A 21,255-nucleotide genomic window follows, 5' to 3' on the forward strand; every position below is an offset into this window, starting at 1 on the left:
ACAGAAATTTGTTAGTATTTGTCTCTCACAATCGGCTTTGCCAATTACTCCTCCGAGGAGAGTTACTTCGAGAATCATACTAAAAAAAGTTACCGTTATACGCAATGATTTTTACTTTTTGGTTATATTCTAATAAAATGAAAGTATGATTCTCTCATTAAATTCGAATTGACAAAATAGTTTATTCATATCACAAGAAAAGAATGCTGAACAGGAGAACACATGAGCAAGAATTTACGACTTATTGCGAGTAAAATTAGAAAAAGCGAACGCTGGAGAAAAAGCAGAAGGGGAAAGTTCACTTTTTACATTAACCGCGCGTACTATGATGTCATTGAAGTTACATTTCCCGATCAAGACGCGGTGGACAACGCCGTATACGAACTCGCGTGTATAGATGAACCGCATTGGGATGAGGTACTGGACAAAAACCCCAAGAGTTTTTGGGAGCATTTTTGTTCTCTAGTTCAAAAGCATGGTAGTGTGCACGTAGGTGAAGTGCTAACGGACCATATTTAGGATGCGACAAGTTTTTTGGTGAGAGAGGCCAATTCAATGACGGTTTTAAATGGGAATCCACCTTGTGGGGTAAAGGTAAATTCAATACTGAAAAGATCTTCTAGTGTACTGGTTACCGATACCAAATTCAGATCATCAAAACCGTACTCCCCAGGAGTAAAATTGGGAAGATCTTCTTCCAATAGCGGCTTATCTAAAGGAATGTTATCTATTTCGCTACTTTCACTGCAAATTTCCTTCGCCAATAACAGAAGAACAATTCGTTGGTATGGCTCACTTGTGAGTTCTTCTATTTTGGTCTCGAAGCCCGTTTTGAGATACACTATGTCTTTTATTTCATTCAGTTGCGCCGGGCTAAATTCGCTAGCAATTTGGTAAGGCGGCCACCCCGGTCTCTGTTTGATGTTGGTATTCACAATAGATGTAGGTGAAAGCTCTAAAGAGGAGGTAGTAGAGTTTTTCTTAAACAGCCATGAAAAAATTGACATAACTTTGTCCTTATTTATAATTGATTGTAGTGTACTCGTTTCTTTTATACAAAAAGTCGTTAATTTTGTAAAGTTTCCTATCATTAACTTGCCATTAAGGCGTTATATCAATACATAGCAGTAATTAGTATGGGTCAATAGAACTGGGTCCGCCCCTACAACGCACTGTGTTATAGAAATATTGATGTTATGCGTTGTACAACTTCGACGAATCGTAAACCTATGATCATGGGTATCAAGTCGGAAATGTAGGGACGGACCTTGTGTCCGTCCGTCTGTAAAGTGAGAAACTGATGCAAAAAATCAAAGGGCAAGTTTTAAAGCAAATACAAAATGATACCGTGTATGAAGGATGTACGTTCTTCTTAAATGATGACAAGCATCGCGAAAAAGCAGAGGTTAGACAACTTTTAAGACATCACCGTAATACACCCGATGACGACGCATTGCAAAACGTACATTTTTATCACTGCAGTTTTAGAAGTGACATTGCCTTCTCCTCTCTAGAAGGATGCCTATTCGTCGATTGTGGCTTTTGCGGAGAGTTTACTTTTTCGTGCACCACAATACCTGAGTACCTTTATGATTTTCCGATAACGAAACTCTGTCTACAAAATTGCGTAAGCGTTCCACCACAGATAGAACGCCTACAGCAAATTACAGCATTAGATATGTTTCTTAATTTTATGCCCGATATTCCCGTTGAAGTAACAAAATTACGAAATCTTACCAGCCTAATTTTAGGCTTCAATAGTTTACACTTTCTACCGGAACAAATAACGGATTTACAAAATTTACAACATTTAGATCTATCGCAAAATGCCTTTCACGAATTTCCCGAGCAAATTTTGTCTTTACATAACCTCACTCATCTAAATCTATGTGCAAATCAGTTAGTACAAATTCCATCACTGGAGACACTTCACAACCTCATCGAGCTAAAATTACAGCAAAACCAATTGAAATTACTGCCTAAATTGGGAAAACAGAACCGTTTAGAGTATCTTGACTTTTCGGACAATCAAATAAGCGAAATTTCCCCGGATATTTTTCATATGGAGCGTCTCAAAGTTCTCAAAGGTAGTTGCAATAAAATTAGACATATTTTTGCAGAGAATACTAGATTGCAAAATCTTCATACTCTAGATCTTTCACAAAATCACTTAACCGAATATTCTCATAGGCTATGTAATCTCCCGCACCTGACAAAATTAAATCTTTCACAGAATAATATCAAAAAAATTCCGCCTCAAGTGAGCCAATTAAAGCATTTGGTAAATTTAGATATATCACACAACTCCATAGCGGAAGTCCCTGAAGAAATACAACGATTGGACAAGTTATCACAGTTAAACGTAGACAGAAATTTTATTTCCTCACGCCATCAACAAAATATTTCATCGTGGTTGCCAAAATGTAAAGTGGATATGACAACAACGGAAAAACTTAGAAATAAACTACAAAATACGACAGGGTCCAATCATCTATTTTTATTAGCGATGTTCTTGACTTGTTTGGTTCCGTCTCTGTTATTTATTTTGTTTCACAATCAATTCGTTCCCTCACCAAAGTTTAGCGAACTCGTTGCCAAAGAAGCGTCTTTTTACATTTTGGCGTACAAATATAAGCCATATGGAATTCAATTTTTGGTGGCCGGGGAAAGATATTATCTCGCTCACAGCGGATCGTATACCAATGAACAACTGAAACAATTCCAACGGCAGCAAAATGGCAAAAAAAATCATGGTAAATTTTGGATACACGAAAAAACGGCGCAGATCTTTGGTGTACAAAGTACTAGTTTCTTTATTTCGGCCCGAGACTTTACCGAGGAACAACAACAATCGCGTGATAAATTGTTTTATATTGGGGTTTACATACTATGCTTAATTGTTATTGCAACTCTTTTGGACATTCCCAATTCCAAAAAAATCTTGCAAGTAAAACCCGAGTACACCGGCCTTGACATGATCGAACAGTTTGTTAACTTCCGACAGCTCATCGGCAAGCCCACCATGTCCCAAGAACAAATACTATCTATATGCAAATATATATTGGGAATCATTACCACAATAACATTTTTGTTACTGTTTATCGAAGGACTGGGTTACATCGATGTTATTGGAGCTCCTAAACCGCAAAATTTTATGGAGAATATTTTTCGTGCGGTGTCGATTGCTTTGGGATCTTTACTTTTGGGAGTTATATTTATCACCGCGACTATTATGCTGATGGCGGGCATTAGCAACGTAAAACACCTAGGTATTATGATGGAATTACCTGGGTTTCTCATGTTGACAGCATCTATGTTGATCTGGAGGGGTTTATTTTTGAGCGATTTAAATCTGTATGGGACGATTGTTTTGATAATTGCTCCGTTAGCAACCGCGTATAGCTTTTTACGTGTAGGCCCTGGAGTTCCAAGCGAAAGCATCACTAATAGAGAACCACCGCCACAACCAGATATCTCTTCACTTTATCTCGTTGACCACTACGAACGACACAATTCAACTTAAATTACAGAAATGTAATTACGGTACAATATTTGCATGAACCATACGTGTTAAGCATACAATTTTACACTCTGTTATAAAGTTATTATGGGAGATCTGGAATGGCGGAATCTTTTATTCGTTGGTTCAAGGACTTAAGCATTGGAGATGTGCCACAGGTGGGAGGCAAAAATGCCTCCTTAGGAGAGATGTATTGTTCGTTGGTTGATAAAGGCATTGGTATTCCTCAGGGGTTCGCAACAACAGCGTCAGCATATCGCTACACATTGGAAAAAACAGGCTTAGACAAAAAAATACGCGAGATACTCAGCGATTTAGATACGCATGACATTGCGAATTTAAAAGAAAGAGGGCACAAAATTCGTACCCTGATTCGCGGCGTTGATTTTCCCGACGAGGTGAAGGAACAAATCTTTGCGGCTTACGATCAACTATGTGAAGAGTATGGGCGCGATACCGATGTGGCGGTTCGTAGTTCGGCAACCGCGGAAGATTTGCCGGACGCGAGTTTTGCGGGACAACAAGATAGTTTTCTCAATATTCGTGGAAAAGGCGACTTGTTACGTGCCTGCTTGCGTTGTTTTTCTTCTCTTTTTACCGACCGCGCCATTTCTTATCGTGAAGATAAGGGCTTCGACCATCTTTCTATTGCGTTGTCCATTGGTGTACAAAAAATGGTACGCAGTGACTTGGCGAGTGCGGGGGTGATGTTTTCCATTGATACGGAAACGGGCTTTAAAAACGCCGTGCTCATCACTTCTGTGTATGGCCTAGGAGAGATGATTGTTCAAGGAAAAGTCACTCCCGATGAATACTACGTATTTAAACCGACGTTAAAAAAAGGTTTTCGATCTATTATTTCCAAAGTAGTGGGGTCAAAAAAAATGAAAATGGTCTACGACGACGATGATCGTAACCCCACCAAGGAAGTACCTGTGTTAAAACATGAACGTGATCGATTCGTTCTAAGCGATGACGAAATTCTGCAACTTGCGAATTGGGCCGTGACCATAGAAGAGCACTATTCGGAAAGAGCAGGACGGTTCATGCCCATGGATATCGAATGGGCGAAAGATGGTATTACCGGAGAACTATTTATTGTTCAAGCGCGACCAGAAACGGTAATATCTCAACGCGATATGACTCATCTTACGCAGTTTAAGATGGTGGAAAAAGGCGAAGTGTTGACCATGGGCCGCGCGGTAGGACAGAAGATTGGTAGCGGCAAGGCATGTGTCATTCGCAGTCCAAAGGAAATTGCCAAATTTCAAAAAGGTGAGGTTTTGGTCACCGACAATACCGATCCCGATTGGGAACCTATTATGAAAATTGCCAGCGCCATTGTCACCAATCGCGGTGGACGTACCAGCCATGCGGCGATTGTGAGTCGCGAGATGGGAATTCCTTGTGTTGTGGCGACCAATGACGCCAATGTGAAAATTCAACATGGACAAGAAGTCACCGTGAGCTGTGCAGAAGGAGAAGATGGAAAGGTTTATCGTGGGAAACTACAATACGAAGAACACAAAATAGACATCAACAATCTTCCCAAAACCAAAACAAAAATAATGATGAATGTGGGAAATCCCGAAAGTGCGTTTGATTTTTCCTTTTTACCAAGTGACGGTGTAGGACTAGCGCGTTTAGAGTTTATCATAAACTCCTATATAAAAATACACCCCCTAGCCCTAATTAATTTTGGTGATATTGAGGACAAAAACCTACGCCATGAAATAGAAGATTTAACGCATGGTTACGAAGTGAAAACCGACTTTTTCATTGAACGTATGGCGCAAGGCGTTGCGAAAATTGTCGCCGCTTTTTACCCCAATCCGGTTATTGTACGCATGAGTGATTTTAAATCGAACGAATATGCCAACTTAATCGCTGGTCATCTCTATGAACCAAAAGAAGAAAATCCGATGATCGGTTGGCGTGGAGCTTCTCGTTATTACAGCGAAGCGTATCGCAAAGGCTTTGATTTAGAGTGCCAGGCAATGAAAAAAGTACGTGAAGAGTATGGCCTCGACAATTTGAAGCTGATGGTACCATTTTGTCGTACCGTAGAAGAGGCCAAAAAAGTGATTGCGGTAATGAAAGAAAATGGCATTGATCAAAAAGATTGGGATATTTACGGAATGTGCGAAATTCCCGCCAATGTGATACTTGCAGAGGAGTTTTTGGAAGTCTTTGATGGTTTTAGTATCGGAACCAATGACCTAACGCAATTAACACTTGGACTAGATCGCGATTCGGGGTTAGTCGCTGAAATTTTTGATGAACGCAACGAAGCGGTGGTCACTCTGGTAAAAAAAGTCATTGCCGTGGCCAAAGCAAAAAATAAATACATTGGTATTTGCGGAGATGCGCCGTCAACATACCCTGAGTATTTACGGCTGCTCATCGAAGCGGGCATTGATTCAATATCCTTAAGTCCCGATGCTGTTGTTTCCGCGCGTTTAGACGTTACCGAGGCGGAGAAAAATAACGGCTAAAGCTTTTACAAAAACCACACCTCACACAACAGGGCGGACACGAATAGAGTCCGCCCGCCCCCAAAATATTGTGTTTATTTTTGTGAATTGCCTCTTTGCGTAATATACTTTACCAAAGAAGGAAATCTCAAAAATAGATGGGAGTGGTATGAATAGTGAAGATTTAAAATTAGAAATTCAGCGAATTTACTCTATACTTCTCAAAGAAATGAGAAGAAATCAGCGTCTGCACCGCTGTTCAGACCAAGAAATTTCTGATCTAATTTCTGATCACGTGAAGAGAAAACATGCTATTCGCGATCAAATCGCAACAGAGAAAGAGTTCGAAACATTACTACAAAAAATAAAAGCAACTTCGCGATTCGCGAAACCCTTTGGGGAAGAATGGGCGGGTTTCCGCGATTTTCGTGTATGCCGTAAGGTCTATGAAACAGAAGATATGTGCTCTTTGTATTTAGCTCCTTGTGATAGCTCTTCACTACCTTGCTTTTCGCCGGGGGCTTACCTTATAACGCAAGTTGCGATTCGCAACCAAAAACCCGCCATACGTTGTTACTACGTTGCAAACGCACCAAATCCTTACTATTATCACATTATCGTAGAACGCAAGGAATTTGGGCATGTATCTAACTTTTTTATCGACCACTTGCAAATAGGAGAGCGCATACAAATAAAAGCTCCGGGGGGGCGTATAGAAATAGTTCCCAGCAAGTCATATGTGTTTGTTGCCACAGGTTTTGGTATCGCACCAGTTTTGAGTATGCTAGAAACACTGTGTACTTCGAAAACAACGGCGACTATTTGGGTCTTTTATGGAGTGGACCACAGTCGTTCTCATCCGTTTCGTGAAGAGTTAAAAAAATTTGCCCAGCATCCCAACATTCATATCATAACATGCTATGAAAATCCCCAAGGACAGGATATAAAAGGTAAAGATTATGATTATGCTGGTGATATCAATGTCGAATTACTCACCGAAGTTTTACCATCTTTGGCGGAAACGGTTTTTTATGTTTTTGCTCCCCCCAAAGAGCAATACTTGTTACGGAGTTTACTCGAAGAGGTAGAGATAGACGAAAAAAACGTTTTTTACGAGGTTTTTGGAGCGGCGAGTGTCAAAAAGGTAGCTCGTGTAATTGCCACAGAAAGTGTTGCCACAAAAAGCCAAAAAATCCCCGCGAAACCAAAAAAAGAACAACAGAAAGTTCCCACGAAAAAAGCAAAAGTGCCGAAAACACAAGAGTACATACAAAATTCGGAATCGTGGCTGAGCGATGACGCAGGACGGCCTGGGCCACTAGAGTGGTTTAGCGTTTACTTTGTTCCTCTACTGAAGTTAGCACAAAAAACCATCGGGTTACATTTTGTTTTGGTGGTTCATTTTTTTGACACTACTCTAAAAGTGATCGGTAATTATATAAATAGCATCTACTACTCATGGAGAATGTTTTGGACGTTACGTCGTAAGCAACAACGCCAAAAAGGTTCACAAAGCGAATATCTCGTTGCAGATCTTTTTCACGCACGCATTCTACTGTCGAAAATATTTCACTTTCGCGGTTTTTATCTCGAAGACTTCGAGTTGAGCGAGTCTCAGCAGCAGCAAATTACTTCGAATTTCCAACTAAAAGAAGTAATTGAAGTGCGTAGGCACCTCGAACAAATGCGCCAAGATTTAGATATATTAACGAATGAACAAACACTACAAACCGCCAAAAGTTCCCTATCATCTTTCTTGTTTTCTTATATTCCAAATCCCTTTGAACTGATTTCTGCGTGGAAAGACTGGTGTATCATCGCTTTTGTTTTACGCTATCGTCGCGAGGAAGTGGAGAAAATGTATGTCGAATTCGTCGCAAGTTATCGACAATCGATCGATATTTTAGGGAATGCAGATGTTGTAGAATACAATAATCACGAACGCAAGATGAAAGAGCGTCTTGGTGAGAAAATCGTTTTGAGCAACTCTCTTAAAGACGGGATCGAAGACAATAAAAAGAAAATACAACGCTTGATATACGCTTTGGCAAATCCCCACTACCTTTTAACTCCGTCTAAATGGCCGCGTAAAGACTTACTTCGCGAAATTTTTCTGGGGCAAGAGGATAACTGCCATACTATTTACTTTGTGGAGCTGGAAAGGTATTTATTTTACGAAATAAAAACAGCTTTGCTGAAAGAGGGGATAAAGGTAAGTGCGCAGCCTCAGAAGATATTCAACGAGCACAAAAGTTTTCTACAACCAGCCAAAAAAATACAAGTTCTATACAGGCCAGACTATGATGCGACCGTTTACTTTGCAAAATCGAATAAGGTCGTAGGATGGGACGGACATAACTCACTCCTGGAACTGGCGGAAGGAAACGATATTTTTATGGAATCTGGCTGTCGCGCTGGAAACTGTCATGCCTGTCAAGTTACAATTAAAGAAGGGACGGTTATACATACGTCTGATCATGATGAGTTACCGGAAGGCCAGTGTTTGGCATGTATTGCGATTCCCAAGGGGTCTATCACTATTGATGCGTAGATCATGGAAGAAAACTTATTTCTCTTGAACATGGTTGTATTTTATCTGACGGTTTGCACCTACTTTCGACGCGAAAAATGTTCCATCCGATACGAAATAAACTACATCCGCTCTAGGATTTTATTTTTGCTAGCGTTTCAAAATTGCTAGAAAAAAATAGTGCAATGTGATAGTTTTGTAGAAATGACTAAAAATCCGTTGTTGTTACTTGAGAGGAAATTTTATTTTGAAACGGTTGTTTTTTCTCGTACTAGGTATGTTTACTATGGGCAGTAGTGCCTTTATGATTGCAGGACTTCTCCCGGAAATAGGAAAAACCATCGGCCAATCCATCTCCATCACTGGGCAAGGAATTACGGCCTTTAGTTTAACCTATCTTATTTCCGCACCGGTTTTTTCGATGATGTTTTCCAACCGTTCGGCAAAACAAACACTCAAAGTCGCACTATTTGTTTTTATTCTCGGAAATGTTCTCACCTTGTTTGCCGAAAACTTGTTGCTCTTTATTATCGGTCGCGTGATCACAGGCTTAGGTGCAGGGATATTTAACCCTCTAGTGGTGAGTATTGCCATCGAGCTAGGTGATCCAGGCAAAAAAGGCAAAACTTTGAGCTTAATTTGGGGAGCAAATAGCGCCGGTGTGGTTTTTGGTGTACCTTTGGGAGTTTATATTTCGCAACAATTTGCGTGGCAGTATTCCATTGGCTTTGTTGCGGCTTTTGCCTTTATTGTGTTGCTGGGCTTTTCCATACAAAGAACCGAGATCAAAGCGTCGACACCGTCTTCTAAGTCGGAAAGGTTTCGCTTACTCTTCGATAAAAATGTGCTTGCCGTTATTGGGGTAACATGCTTTACATGTTTGGTCGGAACGGGTTTGTATTCGTATATTTCGCTCATTCACTCGGGTTCCCCGCATGCACTTCCCACAATTTTGCTTTTATGGGGCTTTGGTGGCTTTATCGGCAGTTCGTTCATAGGTTCCGTGGTAGATAAAACGCAGAATCCTCAAGGAGTTATGGCCTCTTTAATTGCTGGATTAGCTCTCACATTTGTTATTTTACCTTACTTGATCGAAATTCCCTATGTGGGACTAGTTCCGTTTTTTGTATGGGGGGTTATGGGCTGGGCCACGGTGACACCACAACAATACGTGCTTTTTGAGCTACATGAAAAGCAAAAAGCCCTTCTTTCGGCACTCAATTCTTCGGCCATTGGATTGGGAGCATCGATGGGAACTGCACTGTGGGCAATGGTCATTGCCAGTGGTGTTGATCAAAAAAATCTTCCGTTTTGTGGAGCAGCGGTGTTGGGTGTTGTGTTCCTCGGTCAAATTTTACTCATGCAACGTTTAAAAAGAAAGGGGGCATAATGCAAAGTCCCATTGTCATTGTTGATCCGCGTTCCTCTGGTGTTGAACTTGCCCCGGCGTTTAAGGCACGTGGTATTCCAGCAATCGCCGTTACTTTTAAACCTTTGAAGGAGCGCGCGGGATTTGGAACCGAAGTGGATACCAGTGATTTTTCACAGGTGATACCTGTACAAGACAATCTTGTCGAAATTTTGCGTCCATATAACCCACTTGGATTTATTCCTGGCGCGGAAAAAGGCGTTCCTTTGGCGAATGAACTGGCGGAAAAACTGACTCCAAAATTCGCCAACGATCCCAAAAATGCCCTCAATCGTTTGCATAAGGCACAAATGCAGCAAGCGTTACGCGAGGCAGGGGTTCCCAATTTAAAAACTCTTGATACATCGTCTGAAGTACAAGTAGAGTCGTGGTTAAAAGATAACAATTTACAAAAAGCACCTCTTATCATCAAACCACCTATTTCTGCGGGGAGCGAGAAGGTGTACCATATTGCGGCAGGTGGCGATTGGAGAAAAATATTTAACGACATCCTGGCGAATCCTTCCAACCTTACCGGCGAACTGAATGAATCTGCCGTTATTCAAGAACTTGCTGTTGGCCCCGAATTTTCAGTGGGAACGGTAAGTGCCAATGGCAAACACTACCTTGCTCATTTAATCAAATATAACAAAATCGCCTTCAATGGACGCGAGACCATTTACGATCATGTAGAGTTCGTTCCTTTCACCGAAGAAACCTACGGGGAAATATTTGATTTTGCCAAAGCAGCATTAGAGGCCTTAGGTGTTTTTTGGGGAGCATCGCATAATGAAGTGATGCTCACCAAGGATGGACCACGCCTTATTGAGTCTGTACCGCGAATGACCGGAGGTCCGGTAGTGGGCTTTGCACGCGAGGCCACCGGAAGTAGTCAAGCCGACAAACTTGTCGAAGCGTATCTTGATGGAGATATTGCTCAGAAAGAGTACAAACTTAAAAAGACCGTCGTTCCTGTTTTTTTGAGGTCTGCTACCGGAGGAAAAGTAACAAACGCCGAAGTTTTTGACGATGTCGCTAAACTTCCGACCTTGTTTCAGAGGCACATCTGGTTCAAAAACGGTGACACCATACCACAAACAATTGATTACTTGACAAGTATTGGAATCGTTGCTTTATCAGGAGACCGCGAGGCGGTGTTTGAGGACTATACAAAAATTCGCGAAATGGAGTCGAGACTACATGTGGAAGTGTAATCACGTATGCTGATGACATCGCGCAGCTATTGTATACGCTCGTAGACACTTATTCCTTCGCCCATCCACATATGAGGGGCCTTAATGGACTTGAACGCTTCGACAAATTTTCCAGTTCTTTTGCGATTGTATGCAAAACCAACTTGTTGTAATTTTTGTTTCCAATATCTTTTTGGTTGTTCGTTGACGTGGTGATGGCCTCCTTGGAAAGGTGGGGCTGCTGAAAGTAAGAGCGTGTCGCTAAATTGAGTAATATTATGCAAAAACGTCATCACAAATTCAGGTGGAATGTGCTCCGCGACTTCCAGACACAGCGCCACATCGAATTTCCCACGTTCATTGGAAAATGGTGTGGTGAGGTCTTGTACTTGTATTTCAATGGGATATGAATTCTCTATGCAAGGTTGTACGCCGTCAATGGATAAAACTTCGACATTGTTTTTTAAAAAGAAATAGCTATATACACCGCAACCGCATCCTATGTCTACTAGACTTAAAGGACGGAATTGTTGGAGTAACAACTTGACAATTACGCTTGCAGAGGCTACATATTTTTCGTTGTTTTTTCCCCACTCACGGAAAAAATCAACATTGTAAATTTCAGGTAAGTCAGGCATCATAAGATTTCAACTAAGTAAATGTAAATAAAACGTAAGAATGAGAACATTATAACTTTGTAAATTCGTTTTGGCAAAACCACAGAGAGAAATTATAAAACAACATAGGATTTTAGCATGAAAAAAAATATTCTTTCGAAGGTGATTTTCACAACTTTAATACTGTCTTTTTTTTGCAGTGTTTGTATTGCCGCCCTTGGAATCGCGGCCAAAAACAACTTTATAGAAACAATGCCCTACCACAAATACCGCGGTATGTCCTTCGGTTTTTCGGCGGAACATATCATTACTTTTTACGTGAATATGGAAGACGCTCGCAATTGGTCTGAAATCTGTATGTGGGATCTTTATCCATGGGATAAACGCTACCAAATAAAAAACAGAGATGTCGCGTGTATAAAACAGTTGCAAAATATTTGGGGCGGCAATCTCACAAGATCTAAAGCCATCACATTTGAGTTGTTGTCTGGTTTTGAACAAGTCACGAAATTAGATTTGTCATATTTGGATGTAAACTCTACGACGTCTATCTCACCGTTGCCGCATTTAAAATATCTGCGATTGTGCAATACTCGATTTAGCGACGGCAATTGGAGTTTTTTATCATCGTTAACGAATTTAACAGCTTTGTATCTCAATAGTACGCAAATATCAGACGAGGATTTGCGATATTTGTCGGTTTTAAACAAGCTCGAAATTCTGTGTCTCGATGGGACAAAAATATCCGACGCTGGGTTAAAATACTTAGCTAACTTGAGTAACATTCGTGTCTTATCTCTCGATGGCACAAAAATATCCAACAACGGATTGCAATACCTGTCTAAACTCAAGAATATCCAATATCTGTCACTCTCCTACACGAATGTTTCTGACGCAGGTTTACAGCACTTAGCTTTATTACCATTGCTTCGCGAAGTCCATTTGAAATATTGTCATATAACCAAAAAGGAATTGTACAATTTGAAAAGGGTGGAGGTTCTTAACCTCGCAAATTGCAATATAAGTGGGGCGCGATTTTCTGCTTTTCATAAGCTAGACGTGTTGTGTCTTGATGGCAAAAAAACAAATCTTGATCAACAGATGATATCCGATTTAGCAAAAATAGACACTTTGCGCGAAATCTACACCGAATTGTATGAGGAACAATATCAGGAAATCTTACAAAAATGGAGAAGACATCTGCCATCTGTCGAAATATTCAAAGGCTCCATTCCGCGAGATATCAATACCTTTATTGAAAAAAACATAAAAGTATTTGCCGCTGCCATCGGTGTAAAGCCACGTAAAAGCAATAGTATTTACAAATATTAGGGCGTACCATACGCCCTAGCGTTTAATCGTGACCTTGACCAAAATTTTAAAGGAGATTTTCATGCAATTAAATCATGAAAAACTTGATGGTTATAAGCTAGCGCTCGATGTGTAAAATTTTCTCTTCACGTGGATAACGCGCTGTTTTGTCTAACTTGATGATCGTTTTAAATACCTTTTTATATGTCTCGATGTTCTCTTCGCTAATTTTCTGTTCTAAGCTTGCGATAAATTTATCAGGATAGGAAGTCTTTTGTTGTTGTATCTGCATAAAGTGTAAAGATACGGAGGAGACATAGTCTTGTAAGAATATATAGCTTCCTATTGCTGCCCCATGGTTTATCTCACTATTCTGCATTTTTTTTATTTTCATTGCGACCTTGTGTAGCTTACGGTCAATGTCTCCTGAGATATTTGGGTTATGTTTCATATTGTATATTACGTAGCCAGATGCGGCAGCCATTCTCACATTCTTTGACTCACTACGTAAAAGACGCTTTATTATTTTGATGTCTTGTTTTTTGTTTTTAGGATTTAATTTTAGATGATGGTTGACAATACCAGAAAAAAGTAATGTGGCGGCCTGGACATTGGGAGATTTTTCGTTTTTCAAACACTCTGTAGAATGAAGACCTAGAATACCAAGTGTACAAAATGCGATCATACGAAAATCTTCATTGTCATCTTTTACAGCAATTTTTTTCACTTCATCTAGGTGATGTATAGTGCCTAATAAAAAAACTTGCGTTTTGCGAAAAAACATATGTAAAAGGGCTAACGCCCTTGTGTATGCGGAGGCATTTTTATCCATGACAAACTCTTTGAGATATTTATCCACATCGTCTTTTGTCTTTGCCAAAGCCCCTAAATTTATTATCGAATAGAGTTGCAAAATCACATCTTTGCTACGGTGTAAAACGCCCATAAATATTTTTTCAAAATGCTGTTGAGCGTTTTTTATTTTACCTAAAATGTCAGGTCTGTTGACAAATACAGATAAAATGATCTTTTTGACCTCTTCCTCGTTATCTCCTAATCCTTCTTTCACTAAATCCAAATGCTCTTTTGCATCAAATTCCTCTGATGGTAAGGGATACCAAAAGTGAAAATGACTGAAGGCTCTTACCACGAAAGAGGAGTGTTTCATTCCGCGCTTTAGTATCATTTGTGACTGTTGCAATTGGTGATCTCTTGCATATTTCCACATTTGTGCCGCAGCAACGGTGGAAATGTATTCGTTTGGATGCTGTTGTAGATTTTCTAAAAGTACTCGATTGCGCGACAGAGAAGCGATGACGAAAGTCAAAAGCTCATTACTAGGTGACGACTGATGTTGTTGGACTTTTTCTTCAAAAGCTTGGTGGTGTTTATCTGTATTTAAGTTGTACACTTCGCGTATTTTATATGCGGCACATTCGGAGATAATAGACTCTTGTTGTTGTTCGTTTAAAACAAAGAGCGTTATAGATGCCAGGTAACGCAGCACTATTTTTTGTTGTTGATCATTCGCGATATTCAACAACGTTTGCCGTTCTTTTTTTAATATTTCTCGATCATATGATTTGTAGAGTTCTTTGATTTGTTTGAAAATGGGTATTTGAAGGTAAAGTTTTGCTATTTTGTGATATAAAACGGTTTTGTGCGTTTGTGCGACTTCGGCTAAAACGTTTTCTAAATCTTTATCGTAACTTGTTTTGAGTTCTTTCTCTAGAATAGTCAATGTATCGGGGTGATGGCGATAAGAAATTAGTGCTCTCAGCGCTCTTTGACGAACTTTCGCATCACCTGAGTGGTACAATTTAATGAAGCTAGCAATTTTTTGCTCTTTATTTTGTTGTTGGCGCCATTTCAGGAAGTCATCGTGATAATCCCGGGCGACTTTCTGAATAAATAAGTTTGTTAAATCAGGAGTCGATAAACGGTTTTTATCGACGATGTTGGCCGGATAGTTAAAAATTTTATTACTAACGGTAATGTCTTTGGCAATAACGCGTATAAAACCGGCTACCGCATTTGCGTATTTTTCTGAGGGAAATTCGAAAGATTTATTATAAGAATCTAACGCCTCATCATAGCGCTGTAATTTTTCATAAACTTTGGCGAGAAAGTAGTGATTTGTGCCATTGTATGGCTGTAATTGTTGGCATTTCTCAAAATGTTGTACTGCTTTTTCGGGATCTTTATCAAGGTCAAGCTGACCTAGGTAACGATAAACTTCTGGTCTATTGAGCGGTAACGCTTTTTCTAAGTAGTGTTGTGCCTTATCTAAAACCTGTGTATTGTTGTTGGCTGTTTCAAAGTAACACATTCCCAAATACAGATTGATGAGCGGATGTTCTGTGGCCGAAGATTTTTCGAAATATGAAATAGCTTTTGCATATTGTTTTTGATTTACAGCAATTTTTCCTAACCAATAGTTGAGTTCGCGGGAAATATCTTGCGGTGGATTTTTTATCTCTTGAAAATACTTTACGGCAAAATCGATGTCATCTAACAAATAATTGGCTTTTGCAAACTCTAACATACAAACAAAACTTTTTTGTGATACATTGAGTTTGGTATAATATTTTCGCGCTTCCTCATACCTCTTTGTACCCACAAGAGTCATCATGTAAAAGTCATGTAATTTACCTTGCAAATTATTTTCGTCTTTGATTTTTTTCTCATAGGTATTGATATCGGCTAAGATGCGAACCAGTATATTGTACGCGCTGGTGTAAGATTTTATTTGTATAAATAATTTAGCATCTGTCCATAACTCTTGCTCTTCGGAAATGTTTGCTTGCTCTTTGTTTATTTGAATAGGATTAGGTAATATTGTTTTTAAATAAATAGGCAGCAAAACGGCAACAACCAATGATAAAATGCAAAACGCGCGAAATGCGGTGCTTCTCCACAGCAAATAGAAGCGCATATTATTTGTTTTTTTGCCACCGAGTATTTTCTTGATCTCCTGGGCCATTTCTTGAGTACTTTGGTAACGCTTATCGGCTTTTTTTTCCAGAGCGCGAAAACACACCGCTTGTATGCTACTAGGAATTTGAGTACTTCGTAAAAAAGTAGGTTTGTCGTTTAAAACTTCAAATAGTGCCCCCATTGTTGTCTCCGAGGTGACCAGCTTTTTATTGGTGATCATTTCATATAGAATGACCCCCAAAGAGTAGATGTCGGAACGATGGTCTAGATTTCGTAAACGTCCAGAAGCCTGCTCGGGAGACATATACCTTGGAGTTCCCAGTATTTCACCGGTTTTTGTCAATGATTTATCTTCCACATGATGACTTTTTGCGATGCCAAAATCGAGGATGTGTGGTTCACCATCATCAGAGACCAAAATGTTTTCTGGTTTCAAATCGCGATGTAATAAGCGTTTTCCATGTGCGTAGCCTATCGCTCTTAGAATCTTGCACATCAGTCGCAATTTTTGCTTTGTCGACAGTTGTTTTTCTTGACAATAGTCGATCACATTTTTACCCTCAACATGCTCCATGACGATGCACGCGTGGTTATTATGGAAAAAGAAATCGTAAATCTTTGGAATGTTGCGATGCTCTAAAGAAGCGCTCAACTGCGCTTCGCGTTGGAAACGTTGCAAATTTTTTTTGTTTTGTTCAATAATGATTTTCAGGGCCAGTGTTCTGCGAAATTCAGGATCATAAACTTGTAAGACTTGCCCGGCACCACCGCGACCAAGCTCTTTGATTACTTGATATTTTCCAATAGTTTTTTCCATAATTTGACTTTCTATAGCATACTAATCATCTTGATGATATTCATTTTTTTCGCAAACGATTTTTCAACATAATAATGTTGGGTTGAATGAGTGGACGGTATTTGGGATTAAGTTCAATGGCTTTTTCCCAATCATCTAAAGCTTGTTGATAATTTTGTAACTGATTGTGGACCATACCTCTATTACCATATACCTCCGCCCGGGGCTGTAAACGAATACATTCGTCAAAATTTTCCAAAGCTTTTCGGTAATTTTTAATATGATAGTGAACAAGGGCGAGTTCATGATAGGCCTGACCTTGCTGTGGTTGGAGCTTGATTAACTTACTAAAATCGGCGATAGCCTCTTTATATTTTCGTAAACTCACGAAAACACGCCCACGTAAAAAATAAGCGCTTTCGTAGTCAGGTTGGTACTGTATCGCGAGGGTAAGATCTTGCAATGCTTTTTGACTATGCTTTTGTTCAAAGTAGCAGCGGCCTCTTCCATAGTAGGAAGGTGTAGCCTGAGGACTCAAGGCAATGGCCTTTGTATAGTCGGCAATGGCTTTGTCGTACTTTAATAGATGTGCATAGGCTTCCGCTCTGTTGTTATAAGCGGTGGCACTGTAAGGTGTCAACTTAATCGAATTATTGGCGTGGGTAATGGCCTTGTGAAAATCTTTTAACATCAGATAACCGGCGACAAGATTTTCTTGCGCGGAGTTTAGCTGTGGTTTAAGTTGTGCGGCGCGTAAAAAATTCTCGACGGCCTTGACGTAATTTTGTAATGAATAGTAGCATAACCCCCTGTTATTATGGGCTTCTGCCATTTTGGGTTCACTCTTTATCGCATGACTAAAATCAGCAATGGCTTTGTCATACATTTGTAGTTTGTGATAACTCAAACCTCTCAAATTATGAAGCGCACTGGAGCGAGAAGATAACTCCATGGCTTTATTGTAGTCGGCGATTGCCTCGTGGTATTTTTGTAAAGCATGATAATTACCGCCGCGCCGTGTATAGATCGTGTGATCTTCCCGCCCTAAGTCAATTACTTTGTTGTAGAAGTCAATTGCCTTGCTGTACTCTCCAATACCGTAAAAATGTTGTGCTTTGCTTATGTAGCTATTTGCTTGTTGCCTGTAATTATCCGTTATACCCCTGACTATAGCGACGCTTACGCCTATAAGTAAAATACACAGCCACTTATAGTGATATAACTGCAATGCGAAATACCGCGCATAAATTGTCAATTTATTGCGTTTAATATTTTTTAGCTCTTTCCATAACTGTGTGGCAGATGATGTGCGCAAACGACTTTTTTTCTGTGTTGCGCGATCGAGTATTAGAGATAATTTATAAAAATGCGGATTATCGCTGTGAATGATGGAAAATAAAGTAGGTAAAGGCTTTTGTGCAACATTCATCAAAATATTTAGGGTGTTTTCACTGTAAAAAGGGGAGGTTTTCTGCCAACTAAAAAACTGATATAAAATCACACCTAGACTAAACACATCGCTATTGAACTTCACTTTTCCATCTACTTGTTCAGGGCTAAGATATGCCGCCGTTCCCACAATCGCATCCGATTTTGTGAGGGTAGTGAGTTCTTTGTTGGTAATTTTGGCAATCCCCAAATCGAGTAGCATGGGGTGATATTTTTCTCCGATGAGCATGATATTCTCGGGTTTTAAATCGCGGTGAATTACATCACACTCGTTCAAAGTAGCTACCGCACTACATATTTGTTGTGCAATTCTGAGCTGCTGATCAAAGTCAACGTTTGGTGGGTGTAGTTCGATCAATTTACGTAACGTAATGCCTTCGATGTATTCCATCACAATGAAATAGCGATTTGCTATTTCAAAAAAGTCGATACCTTTGACGATATGAGGATGATCAACTTTTTTCATGAAATAGTACTCGCGTTTTATACGACGTATGTCTTTTTTATTTTGACAAGAAAAACACTCCTTCACCGCAACGCGCTTGTTTGTTTGTTGATCCAGCGCAAGATAAACGCGGCCCATGCCTCCTTGGCCCAACACTTTTTGTAATAAATAGCGATTGTTCAGTAATTGCATGTTCACATGCCCCATAGTTTAGCAGAATACAACATCTTACATATAACTCTATATACTATAAGAAAAAAAATACAAAGCTGCGATATTTTATTATAATAGAGTAGAGAATGTTTATGAAATAGTCAAACGTTGGTGTATTTTCGTTCGCCGTAAAATTTCCACTTATGCAGTAAGGCTTACTATGGATAAAAAATATTTACAGGATGCACAAAAAGAATTGATTTTCGCCGAAAAAAAACTGCCGCAAAAGTCACCATTGAAAACAGTTGCGCCAGCTATTTTTATTGTGATGCTGGTTCTTTTAGTATCCGATGATGTATGGAAAAAAACAGCCGTAAACTATAGAGCGTATGTGCCAGCACATAATATTCTTTGGATATGTGGGTTAACCGCGTCTTTTTATGTTTTAAGTTATGTACCAAGAGTCCGCGACTTTGTGTTATTTTTTATCGAAAATCGCATTGGCTTTGGTTGGCGAGGACGCATGGCCAAAACTCCCTCAGTACAAGAAATTTCCTGTATGGGAGTTTTGTTCCGTGGCGCGATGTTAGCGGGGTTGTACTTTACCGCTCTTTTGAGTGCGTTGGATTACTTATAGATTTTTATGAAGTCTCTATCTTTATGAAGTGATCTACTATTTTTTTCCTATTGCGTACAATGCCTTGTAACTTCGCAAATAAATAACACCGTTGGCAATCGCAGGAGAAGCCGCGATCGTTTCGTTTAGCGTATTGGTTGCCAGAACAGAAAATTCCTTACCCGCTTTAACTACTGTGACAACACCACTACGAGAAATGACGTATATTTTGCCATCAATGTACACGGGAGAAGTTCGGTGGCGCGAACGATCGGTTTTGTGTTTGTAAAACTCTTTGCCGGTTATCGCATCCATGCATATTAAATCACCGTTTTCGCGGCAAAGGTATAGAAGGTTATCGTAGATTAAAGGAGAAGGAACATCGGGTGTACCTCTTTTGCGCAGCCATAATTTTTTTCCGTTGGGGGTGAGACCAAGAACCGGACCATTTTTTGCGGAAGGAACCACAATCAATCCTTTTGTAACTACCGGCGAAGCAACTAAACGCAGAGATGGATTGTAGCGGTTTTTGTTATGTAGTTCCCCATGGCGCCAAATCTCTTTACCGTCTTTTAAACTGTGAGCGGTGATGTAATCAGAACCATGGACTAACAGCAGTTCGGTGTTTTCATCGCGATAAATAACCGGAGACGCATAAGAATGTAAACACTCTGCGCGCGCATCACTTTGGCGCTTGTGTTTCCAAATTTCGTTTCCTGTATTCTTATCGAGTGCCAACACTCTTTGGGCATTGGCATGTATCAGTTGTAAGTAAAGTCTATCTCCATCGAGTAGGGGAGTAGAGGACATCACGAAGTACATCTTGAAATTCTCATAGCGCTTTGCAATATTCACATGCCAGATTTTCTTGCCGTCAAAATCATAGCAAGCTAAATCTCCTGAGCTGATAAATGTCCACACATATTTTCCGTCTGTCGAAGGTGAGGGAGACGCAAAATTTCCTTCGCCACTAAATACCGAACGATTTCCCGTTCCTAGTTTGCGTTCCCATAACACTTTTCCGTTCGTATTGATACATAGTAGTACCAAATCGTTGCCTTTTGCCGATGTGACAAAAATCTTGTTTTGCCATACAACAGGAGTGGCCATACCTTCGCCTGGCAATGGAAGTCGCCAATGAATATTGTCTTTGTCCCATTTGGCAGGAAATTCTTTTTCACTGCTGATACCATTATTTTCTACACCACGCCAATTTGGCCAATTATCGGCATATAGTGATATTGACAACAACATACTGCATATGATGAACATTTTCATAAGAAACCTTTCGTAAAAGACTCTACAACTTATTAAGAAAGCGTGCCTCTCCTTTTGCAAAAGCTCCAACCTCCATGACAAAATCGATTGTAAATTATAATTGGTGTGGATTGTTGTTACAAGTAATTTTGATGAATGGGACCTATCGTTAGTTTTGTCAACGTTTATTTCCTCAGCGAAAGCGGAATGTATTTTTTTCGTTTACGTACCTTTCTTTTTATAGGCTCAAGTTGTTCTGAACTCCACAATCGTTTGCACTTGCCTGTTTTTTGATTGTGTTGAACTTGCATGGGCTGCGGCATCTCTCCCTTTTTAATCAGATTTTGTACTGTTTTTTTACTACAACCTAGAAAATGAGCGGCACCTTGTATGGAATGTATGATCATGTTCTTTCTCCAAAAAAATTATTGTTATTGTGAGCGCAATAAAATTGTAACACGTCGTACGACAAAATAGCGTTTTACACGTGTAAATATCGCTATTTGAAATAAATATTTATAGGTGCTTTGTTTAGGTCTGTTTGTAAAT

At 39.8% G+C, this 21,255-nt stretch carries 14 protein-coding genes; 8 read left to right on the forward strand and 6 right to left on the reverse strand.

Annotation, left to right across the window (positions count from 1 at the left end; genetic code table 11):
* Positions 1 to 222 precede the first annotated feature (222 nt).
* The gene (locus UABAM_RS02260; protein WP_151966371.1) at positions 223 to 519 is read left to right on the forward strand and encodes a hypothetical protein; all 297 of its coding nucleotides are present in this window, start codon (positions 223 to 225) and stop codon (positions 517 to 519) included.
* Here the strand turns inward: UABAM_RS02260 and UABAM_RS02265 are convergent.
* The gene (locus UABAM_RS02265; protein WP_151966372.1) at positions 516 to 1,007 is read right to left on the reverse strand and encodes a hypothetical protein; all 492 of its coding nucleotides are present in this window, start codon (positions 1,005 to 1,007) and stop codon (positions 516 to 518) included. The genes UABAM_RS02260 and UABAM_RS02265 overlap by 4 nt on opposite strands.
* Before the next feature lie 293 nt (positions 1,008 to 1,300).
* On the opposite strand from UABAM_RS02265, the gene UABAM_RS02270 reads away from it, so the two are divergent.
* The 5 genes from UABAM_RS02270 to UABAM_RS02290 all read left to right on the forward strand — a co-directional run bounded on the left by UABAM_RS02270 (position 1,301) and on the right by UABAM_RS02290 (position 11,146).
* Complete coding sequence (locus tag UABAM_RS02270) at positions 1,301 to 3,523, forward strand: leucine-rich repeat domain-containing protein (protein ID WP_151966373.1); 2,223 nt, start codon at positions 1,301 to 1,303, stop codon at positions 3,521 to 3,523.
* A 98-nt stretch (positions 3,524 to 3,621) separates the two neighbouring features.
* Entirely contained in the window at positions 3,622 to 6,015 is a 2,394-nt protein-coding gene (gene ppsA, locus UABAM_RS02275; protein ID WP_151966374.1) for a phosphoenolpyruvate synthase, read from the forward strand.
* A gap of 148 nt (positions 6,016 to 6,163) precedes the next feature.
* Entirely contained in the window at positions 6,164 to 8,545 is a 2,382-nt protein-coding gene (locus UABAM_RS02280) for a flavin reductase family protein (protein ID WP_151966375.1), read from the forward strand.
* A 226-nt stretch (positions 8,546 to 8,771) separates the two neighbouring features.
* A complete protein-coding gene (locus UABAM_RS02285) occupies positions 8,772 to 9,914 on the forward strand; it encodes an MFS transporter (RefSeq protein ID WP_229759348.1) in 1,143 nt (380 codons plus the stop codon).
* On the forward strand, positions 9,914 to 11,146 hold the full coding sequence (locus UABAM_RS02290; RefSeq protein ID WP_151966376.1) for an ATP-grasp domain-containing protein: 1,233 nt from the start codon (positions 9,914 to 9,916) through the stop codon (positions 11,144 to 11,146). The genes UABAM_RS02285 and UABAM_RS02290 overlap by 1 nt, the downstream gene beginning before the upstream one ends.
* Positions 11,147 to 11,172: 26 nt before the next feature.
* On the opposite strand, the gene UABAM_RS02295 is transcribed toward UABAM_RS02290, so the two are convergent.
* Entirely contained in the window at positions 11,173 to 11,766 is a 594-nt protein-coding gene (locus tag UABAM_RS02295) for a class I SAM-dependent methyltransferase (RefSeq protein ID WP_151966377.1), read from the reverse strand.
* Positions 11,767 to 11,880: 114 nt separating this feature from the next.
* Between UABAM_RS02295 and UABAM_RS02300 the strand changes: the two genes are divergently transcribed.
* A complete protein-coding gene (locus UABAM_RS02300; RefSeq protein WP_151966378.1) occupies positions 11,881 to 13,074 on the forward strand; it encodes a leucine-rich repeat domain-containing protein in 1,194 nt (397 codons plus the stop codon).
* Positions 13,075 to 13,171: 97 nt separating this feature from the next.
* On the opposite strand, the gene UABAM_RS02305 is transcribed toward UABAM_RS02300, so the two are convergent.
* Positions 13,172 to 16,807, reverse strand: coding sequence for a serine/threonine-protein kinase (locus tag UABAM_RS02305; protein ID WP_151966379.1), 3,636 nt, complete (start codon positions 16,805 to 16,807; stop codon positions 13,172 to 13,174).
* 40 nt (positions 16,808 to 16,847) lie between these two features.
* Positions 16,848 to 18,872 (reverse strand): serine/threonine-protein kinase, encoded by a 2,025-nt coding sequence (locus tag UABAM_RS02310; RefSeq protein WP_173013093.1) that lies wholly within the window; start codon positions 18,870 to 18,872, stop codon positions 16,848 to 16,850.
* Positions 18,873 to 19,053: 181 nt separating this feature from the next.
* Between UABAM_RS02310 and UABAM_RS02315 the strand changes: the two genes are divergently transcribed.
* Positions 19,054 to 19,470 (forward strand): hypothetical protein, encoded by a 417-nt coding sequence (locus UABAM_RS02315; RefSeq protein ID WP_151966381.1) that lies wholly within the window; start codon positions 19,054 to 19,056, stop codon positions 19,468 to 19,470.
* Between the two features lie 36 nt (positions 19,471 to 19,506).
* Here the strand turns inward: UABAM_RS02315 and UABAM_RS02320 are convergent, their stop codons facing one another.
* The gene (locus UABAM_RS02320) at positions 19,507 to 20,727 is read right to left on the reverse strand and encodes an outer membrane protein assembly factor BamB family protein (RefSeq protein ID WP_151966382.1); all 1,221 of its coding nucleotides are present in this window, start codon (positions 20,725 to 20,727) and stop codon (positions 19,507 to 19,509) included.
* A 164-nt stretch (positions 20,728 to 20,891) separates the two neighbouring features.
* Positions 20,892 to 21,113, reverse strand: a complete 222-nt coding sequence (locus UABAM_RS02325) for a helix-turn-helix transcriptional regulator (RefSeq protein WP_151966383.1) — start codon at positions 21,111 to 21,113, stop codon at positions 20,892 to 20,894.
* Positions 21,114 to 21,255: the final 142 nt, after the last annotated feature.

Source organism: Candidatus Uabimicrobium amorphum, assembly GCF_009002475.1.
In the GTDB taxonomy this organism is placed as follows: Bacteria; Planctomycetota; Uabimicrobiia; order Uabimicrobiales; family Uabimicrobiaceae; genus Uabimicrobium; species Uabimicrobium amorphum.